An 8,854-nucleotide genomic window follows, 5' to 3' on the forward strand; every position below is an offset into this window, starting at 1 on the left:
GCCGCCAAGCCGGCCGCCGCGAAGCCGAAGGCCGAGCCCGCCGGTGAGGCCCCCTCGGGCCCCGAGCAGGTCGTGCTGCGCGGCCCCGCCGCCGCGGTCGCGAAGAACATGGACGCCTCCCTGGAGCTGCCCACGGCCACGTCCGTGCGCGCGGTCCCGGTGAAGCTGCTGTTCGACAACCGCATCGTCATCAACAACCACCTCAAGCGGGCGCGTGGCGGGAAGATCTCCTTCACGCACCTCATCGGCTACGCGATGGTCCAGGCCATCAAGGCGATGCCGGCGATGAACTACTCGTTCGCGAAGGTGGACGGCAAGCCGACCCTGGTCAAGCCGGACCACGTCAACCTCGGTCTCGCCATCGACCTGGTCAAGCCGAACGGCGACCGCCAGCTGGTCGTCGCGGCGATCAAGAAGGCCGAGACGCTGAACTTCTTCGAGTTCTGGCAGGCCTACGAGGACATCGTCCGCCGCGCCCGCGACGGCAAGCTGACGATGGACGACTTCTCCGGGGTCACGGTCTCCCTGACCAACCCCGGCGGTCTCGGCACGGTGCACTCGGTGCCGCGTCTGATGCCCGGCCAGTCCGTGATCATGGGCGTCGGCTCCATGGACTACCCGGCGGAGTTCCAGGGCACCTCCCAGGACACCCTGAACAAGCTCGGCGTCTCGAAGGTCATGACGCTCACGTCGACCTACGACCACCGGGTGATCCAGGGCGCCGCCTCCGGCGAGTTCCTCCGCCAGGTCGCGAACCTCCTGCTCGGCGAGAACAACTTCTACGACGAGATCTTCGAGGCGCTGCGCATCCCCTACGAGCCGGTCCGCTGGCTCAAGGACATCGACGCCAGCCACGACGACGACGTCACGAAGGCCGCCCGCGTCTTCGAGCTGATCCACTCCTACCGGGTCCGCGGCCACGTCATGGCCGACACCGACCCGCTGGAGTACCAGCAGCGCAAGCACCCCGACCTGGACATCACCGAGCACGGCCTCACGCTCTGGGACCTGGAGCGCGAGTTCGCCGTCGGCGGCTTCGCCGGCAAGTCGATGATGAAGCTGCGCGACATCCTCGGCGTCCTGCGCGACTCGTACTGCCGCACCACCGGCATCGAGTTCATGCACATCCAGGACCCCAAGCAGCGCAAGTGGATCCAGGACCGGGTGGAGCGCCCGCACTCCAAGCCGGAGCGCGAGGAGCAGCTGCGCATCCTGCGCCGCCTGAACGCGGCGGAGGCCTTCGAGACCTTCCTGCAGACGAAGTACGTCGGGCAGAAGCGCTTCTCCCTGGAGGGCGGCGAGTCCGTCATCCCGCTGCTGGACGCGGTGCTCGACTCGGCGGCGGAGTCCCGCCTCGACGAGGTCGTCATCGGCATGGCCCACCGCGGCCGGCTGAACGTCCTCGCCAACATCGTCGGCAAGTCGTACGCGCAGATCTTCCGCGAGTTCGAGGGCAACCTCGACCCGAAGTCGATGCACGGCTCGGGTGACGTGAAGTACCACCTGGGCGCCGAGGGCACCTTCACGGGCCTCGACGGCGAGCAGATCAAGGTCAGCCTGGTCGCGAACCCGTCGCACCTCGAAGCCGTCGACCCCGTCCTGGAGGGCGTCTCCCGCGCCAAGCAGGACATCATCGGCAAGGGCGGCACGGACTTCACGGTCCTGCCGGTGGCGATCCACGGCGACGCGGCCTTCGCGGGCCAGGGCGTGGTGGCCGAGACCCTGAACATGTCGCAGCTGCGCGGCTACCGCACCGGCGGCACGGTCCACATCGTCATCAACAACCAGGTCGGCTTCACCGCGGCCCCCGAGTCCTCGCGCTCGTCGATGTACGCGACGGACGTGGCGAGGATGATCGAGGCCCCGATCTTCCACGTGAACGGCGACGACCCGGAGGCCGTGGTCCGCGTGGCCCGTCTGGCCTTCGAGTTCCGCCAGGCGTTCAACAAGGACGTGGTGATCGACCTCATCTGCTACCGCCGCCGCGGTCACAACGAGTCGGACAACCCGGCCTTCACCCAGCCGCTGATGTACGACCTGATCGACAAGAAGCGCTCGGTGCGCAAGCTCTACACCGAGTCCCTCATCGGTCGCGGCGACATCACCCTGGAAGAGGCCGAGCAGGCGCTGCAGGACTACCAGGGCCAGCTGGAGAAGGTCTTCACGGAGGTCCGCGAGGCCACCTCGCAGCCGACGATCGTGGAGACGTCCGACCCGCAGGCCGAGTTCCCGGTCACCGTGAACACCGCGGTGACCACGGAGGTCGTCAAGCGGATCGCCGAGTCCCAGGTCAACATCCCCGACCACATCACCGTCCACCCGCGTCTGCTGCCGCAGCTCCAGCGCCGGGCGGCGATGGTCGAGGACGGCACGATCGACTGGGGCATGGGCGAGACGCTCGCGGTCGGCTCCCTCCTCCTGGAGGGCGTCCCGGTCCGCCTGGCCGGCCAGGACTCGCAGCGCGGTACGTTCGGCCAGCGCCACGCGGTCATCATCGACCGCACCACGGGCGACGAGTACACGCCGCTGCAGTACCTCTCCGAGGACCAGTCGCGGCTCAACGTCTACAACTCGCTCCTCTCCGAGTACGCGGCGATGGGCTTCGAGTACGGCTACTCGCTGGCCCGTCCCGAGGCCCTCGTGATGTGGGAGGCGCAGTTCGGCGACTTCGTCAACGGCGCGCAGACGGTCGTGGACGAGTTCATCTCCTCGGCCGAGCAGAAGTGGGCCCAGACGTCCGGCGTCGTCCTGCTCCTGCCGCACGGCTACGAGGGCCAGGGCCCGGACCACTCCTCGGCCCGCCCGGAGCGCTTCCTCCAGATGTGCGCCCAGAACAACATGACGGTCGCCATGCCGACGTCGCCGTCGAACTACTTCCACCTCCTGCGGTGGCAGGTGCACAACCCGCACCACAAGCCGCTGGTGGTCTTCACGCCGAAGTCGATGCTGCGCCTGAAGGCGGCGGCCTCGAAGGCGGAGGAGTTCACGACGGGCCAGTTCCGCCCGGTCATCGGTGACGCCTCGGTCGACCCGGCCGCGGTCAAGAAGGTCGTCTTCTGCGCCGGCAAGGTCTACTACGACATCGAGGCCGAGCGTCAGAAGCGCGGCGTCACGGACACGGCGATCATCCGCATCGAGCGCCTGTACCCGCTGCCGGGTGCCGAGCTCCAGGCGGAGATCAAGAAGTACCCGAACGCCGAGAAGTACCTGTGGGCGCAGGAGGAGCCGGCGAACCAGGGTGCCTGGCCGTTCATCGCGCTCAACCTGATCGACCACCTGGACCTGGCGGTCGGCGCGGACGTCCCGCACGGCGAGCGCCTGCGCCGCATCTCGCGCCCGCACAGCTCGTCCCCGGCGGTCGGTTCCGCGAAGCGGCACCAGGCCGAGCAGGAGCAGCTGGTGCGTGAGGTGTTCGACGCGTAAGCGCCCTCGCGCGTCCCGTGTGACCGGGCCGCACCCCCGCTCCGGGGGTGCGGCCCGGCCGTTTGCGCGCACATATCCTTGACGGCATGTACTTCACGGACCGTGGCATCGAGGAACTGGAGAAGCGGCGCGGCGAGGAGGAGATCACCTTCGAGTGGCTGGCCGAGCAGTTCCGGACCTTCGTCGATCTCAACCCCGACTTCGAGGTACCGGTGGAACGCCTGGCCACATGGCTGGCCCGGCTGGACGACGAGGACGACGAGTAGGAGTGACGGCGGGGCGGGCGTGAGCGGGGGCCGCGCGCGAGCTGCACGGGACCGGGTCGCGCGAGCCGCACGGGACCGGGTCGCGCGCGCCGCACGGCAGCCGGACCGCGCGCGAGCCGTGCCGGAGCCGGGTCCAGCCCTCGAAAGCCGCGCCGGGGCCTTGCGGGAGCCGTGCCGGAGCCGGGGCCGTGCGGGAGCCGTGCGGGAGCCGTGCCGGAGCTCGGGTCCAGCGCTGGGAAGCCGCGCCGGGGCCGCGTCCCGCGGCGTACGGTGATCAGCCGCCGGTGATCAGCCGCGCCGGGTCCAAGACGCCGAAGCTACAGGGGAGCCGGATCCGGCACGTGGAGTCGCGCCGGGGCCGCGTCCCGGCCACCGTATGGTGATCAGCCGTCCGGTGGTCCGTCGCGCGGCAGCCGGATCCGGGATGCCAGAGCCCCGTATGAGCGGGGGCCGGCCCGCCCAAGCCCCGCGGGAGCCGGGTCCGCGCGGGAGCCGGGGTCGGCGCGCAGGAGCCGGGACAGTCCTCCTGAGCCGCGCCGGGCCGCGTCCCGCGCCGCCCGGTGGTCCGTCGCGCGGCAGCCAGGTCCAGGCCGCCGGAGCCGCACAGAAGCCGAGGCCGGCACGCCCCGCAAGCGAGCCGGGGCCAGCACGCCCAAGCGCCCGCGAGAGCCGCGTCCGCGCGGGGGCCGGGGTCGCGGCCGGGGCCGGGTCCAAGCCTCCTGAGCCACGCCGCACGTGATCAGCGTCCGGAGGTCAGTCGCGCGGGTGCGTGACGGCGTACGCAAGGACCAGAGCGCCGTGGGTCAGGAGCAGCGCTCCGGCCGTGGCCCAGCCCCAGCCGCCGCTGGGACGCCGTAGCCCCCAGGCGATGAGCGGGACGCCCGCGGCCATCTGGGTGAGGGCCAGGGCGCGGGCCCGGTCGCCGGTCCAGGGCATCCAGGGGCCCAGGCGGCTGTGGTCGACGGTGTCGCGCTCCGCGACCGCCCCGCGCAAGCCCGGCCATGCGACCGGGAGGCTGTCCGGCTGGAGCGCGGCGGCTTCCCAAAGGCGGTCGGCGGGCTCGCCGGGGGCGAGTTGCGGGGGCAGGGAGACGCCCACCCGCGCGAGGACCGCCAGCAGGCCGCGCATGCGGGCGCGGGCGTCGGCGGCGGAGTCGGTTTTCGTCAGCCGGTCGAGGGCCTGGAGGTCCAGGACGGGGTCGAGGCCCACGCGCGCGGCGAAGGTGCGCATCGCCTCCTCCTCCCCCACCGGGACCCCGCTCGCGAGCCAGACAAATCCGACCGGGCGGCGGAAGCCGGACGCGAGCGTGAAGCCCGCGTGGTCGGTGTCCCACCACAGGGCGAGAACGGGCCAGGGCGCGCCGACGGCGAGGGCCGTGGCCCAGCCGGTGACCACACGGTCGACGGGCTCGCCGGCGTCCCGCCAGGGCCCGCCCTCGGGTACGAGAACGCTCCATCCGTCGCCCGCCGGGGTGAGCTGCATACGCTCCCGCAGCAGGTGGGCGACGGGGGCGACGTCCCCGGGCACCGCCCGGCACAACAGCAGCGCCCCAGGGGCGGGACCGGTGCGGTCGGCTTCCGTCGGCATGGTCACACGCTAGGACGAATCACCCCTCTTTGAGCACTTATATACCTCTCGGTGTACGCCTCGACATCCCCGGAACGAGCGCCTTGACTTTCCCCCGCCACGATATATCGTGAACGACAGAAGACGCGATATGGCGCGTCATGTCGGAAGGTCTGCCCATGTCCGAGTGGTCTGTCACAGAGCCGAGGAAACTCACCTTCGACGAGCCCGTGAGCGAGCTTCATGTGCGTCTCGTCGACGGAACGGTGAACGTGGTGGGCACGGACGAAGGTTCCGCCCGTCTGGAGGTCTCCGAGATCCAGGGACCACCCCTGCTGGTGACCCAGCGGGGCGGCACCCTCACGGTGGCCTACGAGGACCTGCCCTGGAAGGGCTTCCTCAAGTGGCTGGACCGCAAGGGCTGGCGCCGCAGCGCGGTCGTCTCCCTGGCCGTCCCGCCCTCCACCCGCGTGGAACTGGGGGTGGTCGGCGCGGCGGCGGTGCTCTCCGGGATCGAGGGCCCGGCGGTGGTGAAGGGCGTCACGGGCGACACCACTCTCGTGAGCCTCTCCGGCCCGGTCCGCGCGGACACGGTCTCCGGGAATGTGGAGGCCCAGGACGTGACCGGCGACCTCCGGTTCAACTCCGTCTCGGGCGACCTCACGGTGGTCGAGGGCTCCGGCTCCTCCGTGCGGGCCGACTCGGTCAGCGGCTCCATGATCGTCGACCTCGACCCGGGCGGCCCCACGGACGTACGGCTGACCAGCGTCTCCGGCGAGATCGCGATCCGGCTGCCGGACCCGGCGGACGCGGAGGTCGAGGCGAACACGGCGAGCGGCGCGGTCTCCAACGCCTTCGACGATCTGCGGGTGCACGGCCAGTGGGGCGCCCACAAGATCACGGGCCGTCTGGGCGCGGGCACGGGCAAGCTGCGAGCGACGACGGTCTCCGGCTCGATCGCCCTGCTGCGCCGCCCCGCCAGGGAGGACGACCCCGACGAACCATGGGACACCAGGCCCGGCACCGGCAGCTCGCCGACCGACCCGCGGCATGACCCGCAGGCCGGCTCGGGAGACAATTCCGTCTCCGACCGGGGCGCCGCCGACGCAGCCCCGGCCGACGGCACGACCGACAAGAAGGTGCTCTGACATGCCCCCCGTCTTCGCCCACGGCCGCCTCCGCCTCTACCTGCTGAAGCTGCTGGACGAGGCTCCCCGACACGGCTACGAGGTGATCCGCCTCCTCGAGGAGCGTTTCCAGGGTCTGTACGCACCGTCGGCGGGCACGGTCTATCCCCGCCTTGCCAAGCTGGAGGCCGAGGGCCTGGTCACCCACACCACGGAGGGCGGCCGCAAGGTGTACTCGATCACGGACGCGGGCCGCGCCGAACTGGCCGACCGCAGCGGCGAACTGGCCGACCTGGAGCTGGAGATCCGGGAGTCGGTCGCGGAACTGGCGGCGGAGATCCGCGCCGACGTGCGCGGGGCCGCCGGCGACCTGCGCCGCGAGATGCGCGCCGCCGCGACCGAGGCCCGTCGGGAGACCGGCAGCAAGGCCCGTGGCGCGGAGGACGCCCCCTTCGGGGACTTCGGGCAGTACGGCGACAAGGACGCCTGGCGCATCGCCAAGGAGGAGATGCGGCGGGCCAGGCAGGAGTGGAAGGAACAGGCCCGCCGCGCCAAGGACGAGAGCCGCCGCGCCCGCGAGGACGCCCAGCGCGCCCGCCGCCAGGCGAAGGAGGCCCAGGAGCAGGCCCGCGCCCAGGCCCAGGAGCAGGTGCAGCGCATCGCCCGCCGGGTCCAGGAGCAGGTCCAGGACCACTTCGCCCGCGGCGACTGGCCCACGGGGCTGCGCGAGGGCCTGAGCGAACTGGCCAAGGAGGTCGGCGAGTTCGGCAAGGACTACGGCAAGGACTTCGGCTTCGACTGGACCGGCACGGGCACGGGCACCAGCACCGGCAAGCCGGTCGCACAGCAGACGCCCCCACAGCCCGCCGAGGACTTCCCGGCCGCCTACGAACCCGCCTGGGCCCACGAGGACGCCGCGGACTCCACCGGCGACCCGGCCCGCGACCTGGACCGCCTGCTCGACCGCTTCCGGGACGACATCCGCGACGCGGCCCGCGACCACGGCGTCACCCCCGACCAACTGCGCGACGCGCGCCGCCACCTGTCGACGGCGGCGGCCCACATAGGAGCCCTGCTGCGCACGCCGAAGAAGTAAGCGGCCGGGGCCCCGCCCTTCACCCGGCCTTGGCCTCGCCGCCCCCGTACAGCACCCGCACCAGGGACGCATGCGTCACCCCGTGGTCGGCGAGGACCTCGGCCGGCACGCCGGGGCGCAGGGTAAGGGCGAGCAGGATGTGCTCGTCCCCGATGTGCCGGTCCCGCTGGGCGAGGGCGACCCGCAAGGAGCGCTCCAGAACGTCCTTGGCGCCGCGCCCGAACGAGGCCCGCCCCGACCACCACCCCTTGTCCTTCCGGTCACCGGCCATGGCGCCTGCCCCGTGCACCTCCTCCACCCGGGCGACGATCTCCTCCACATCGATCCCGAGCCCGGCGAGCGCGTCGGTCTCGGCCTGCGACAGCCCGGCCCGCCGCCGCGCCGCCCCCAGCGCCTGCCGCACGGAATCCCTCCGCTCACCGAGCCCGAGAGCGGCGAGTGCGAGAGAACCACGACTGCCCTCCCGATCGAGCAGCGCGAGCAACAGATGCTCCGGCTCCACGACCTGCCCGCCGCCGGCACCCTCCACATACGCGAACGCGCCCTTCACCACACTCCGGGCGTCCTTGGTGAACCGCTCGAACATCAATGCCTCCCGTACTTCTTGTGCACGGCCTGCCTGCTCACACCGAGTTCGCCGGCGATCTCCTGCCACGACCAGCCCTGGTTGCGCGCGTTGCGCACCTGGACGGCTTCCAGCTGTTCCAGCAGCCTGCGCAGGGCGGCGACGGCTCGCAGGCCGACCCGTGGATCACGATCACCCGCCCGCTCGGCCAGATCCGTTGCTTCGGTCATAACGTCAACCTACGTTGACACCACACCCCCGTCAACCCCAGTTGACAAACCAAACGGCCGGTCCGAACCCGGACCGGCCGCCAGCACATTCCACTCAGCAGGAGTTACGCATTGATGAGCACGAGCTTCCCGAACTGCTCACCGGACGCCAGCCGTTCGAAGCCCTCCCGCGCACGATCCATGGGCAGCACCTCGTCAATCACCGGCCGCACCCCGGTGGCGGCACAGAACGCCAGCAGATCCTCCAACTCGTCCTTGGTGCCCATCGTGGAGCCGACGACCTTGAGCTCGAGGAAGAAGATCCGGGTCAGTTCGGCGTGCGAGGGCCGGTCACCACTGGTGGCACCGGAAATCACCAGCGTGCCGCCGGGCTTCAGCGACTTCACCGAGTGCGACCAGGTGGCGGCCCCGACGGTCTCGATCACGGCGTCGACCCGCTGCGGCAACCGCGCCCCCGACTCCAGCGCCTCCACGGCCCCCAGCTCCACGGCCCGCTTCCGCTTGGCCTCGTCCCGGCTCGTGGCGAAGACCCGCAGCCCGGCCGCCTTCCCCAGCACGATGGCGGCCGTGGCGACACCACC

The 8,854-nt window shown here is 71.5% G+C and carries 8 protein-coding genes; 4 read left to right on the forward strand and 4 right to left on the reverse strand.

The features are described 5' to 3' along the window. Together CCL05_RS37745 and CCL05_RS37750 are read left to right on the forward strand one after the other, a co-directional pair. On the forward strand, nucleotides 1–3,423 hold a 3,423-nt coding region (locus tag CCL05_RS37745; RefSeq protein ID WP_086565145.1), incomplete at its 5' end, for a multifunctional oxoglutarate decarboxylase/oxoglutarate dehydrogenase thiamine pyrophosphate-binding subunit/dihydrolipoyllysine-residue succinyltransferase subunit. 86 nt (nucleotides 3,424–3,509) lie between these two features. Further along, nucleotides 3,510–3,689 (forward strand): DUF6104 family protein, encoded by a 180-nt coding sequence (locus CCL05_RS37750; RefSeq protein ID WP_086565146.1) that lies wholly within the window; start codon nucleotides 3,510–3,512, stop codon nucleotides 3,687–3,689. 753 nt (nucleotides 3,690–4,442) lie between these two features. On the opposite strand, the gene CCL05_RS37755 is transcribed toward CCL05_RS37750, so the two are convergent. Further along, the gene (locus CCL05_RS37755; RefSeq protein ID WP_086565150.1) at nucleotides 4,443–5,276 is read right to left on the reverse strand and encodes a hypothetical protein; all 834 of its coding nucleotides are present in this window, start codon (nucleotides 5,274–5,276) and stop codon (nucleotides 4,443–4,445) included. A gap of 158 nt (nucleotides 5,277–5,434) precedes the next feature. Between CCL05_RS37755 and CCL05_RS37760 the strand changes: the two genes are divergently transcribed. Together CCL05_RS37760 and CCL05_RS37765 are read left to right on the forward strand one after the other, a co-directional pair. Then, a complete protein-coding gene (locus tag CCL05_RS37760; protein WP_086565147.1) occupies nucleotides 5,435–6,403 on the forward strand; it encodes a DUF4097 family beta strand repeat-containing protein in 969 nt (322 codons plus the stop codon). Between the two features lies 1 nt (nucleotide 6,404). Continuing rightward, on the forward strand, nucleotides 6,405–7,478 hold the full coding sequence (locus CCL05_RS37765) for a PadR family transcriptional regulator (protein WP_086565148.1): 1,074 nt from the start codon (nucleotides 6,405–6,407) through the stop codon (nucleotides 7,476–7,478). A gap of 19 nt (nucleotides 7,479–7,497) precedes the next feature. Here CCL05_RS37765 and CCL05_RS37770 read toward each other — a convergent pair whose 3' ends face one another. The 3 genes from CCL05_RS37770 to CCL05_RS37780 form a co-directional block, all read right to left on the reverse strand. Continuing rightward, complete coding sequence (locus tag CCL05_RS37770; protein WP_086565149.1) at nucleotides 7,498–8,064, reverse strand: Clp protease N-terminal domain-containing protein; 567 nt, start codon at nucleotides 8,062–8,064, stop codon at nucleotides 7,498–7,500. Then, a complete protein-coding gene (locus CCL05_RS37775; protein ID WP_031103307.1) occupies nucleotides 8,064–8,273 on the reverse strand; it encodes a helix-turn-helix domain-containing protein in 210 nt (69 codons plus the stop codon). The genes CCL05_RS37770 and CCL05_RS37775 overlap by 1 nt, the downstream gene beginning before the upstream one ends. Nucleotides 8,274–8,377: 104 nt before the next feature. Further along, nucleotides 8,378–8,854: zinc-binding dehydrogenase (locus tag CCL05_RS37780; protein ID WP_143590008.1), on the reverse strand; the 477-nt coding region annotated here is incomplete at its 5' end.

It is taken from the genome of Streptomyces africanus, from assembly GCF_002150735.1.
GTDB classification, from domain to species: Bacteria; Actinomycetota; Actinomycetes; order Streptomycetales; family Streptomycetaceae; genus Streptomyces; species Streptomyces africanus.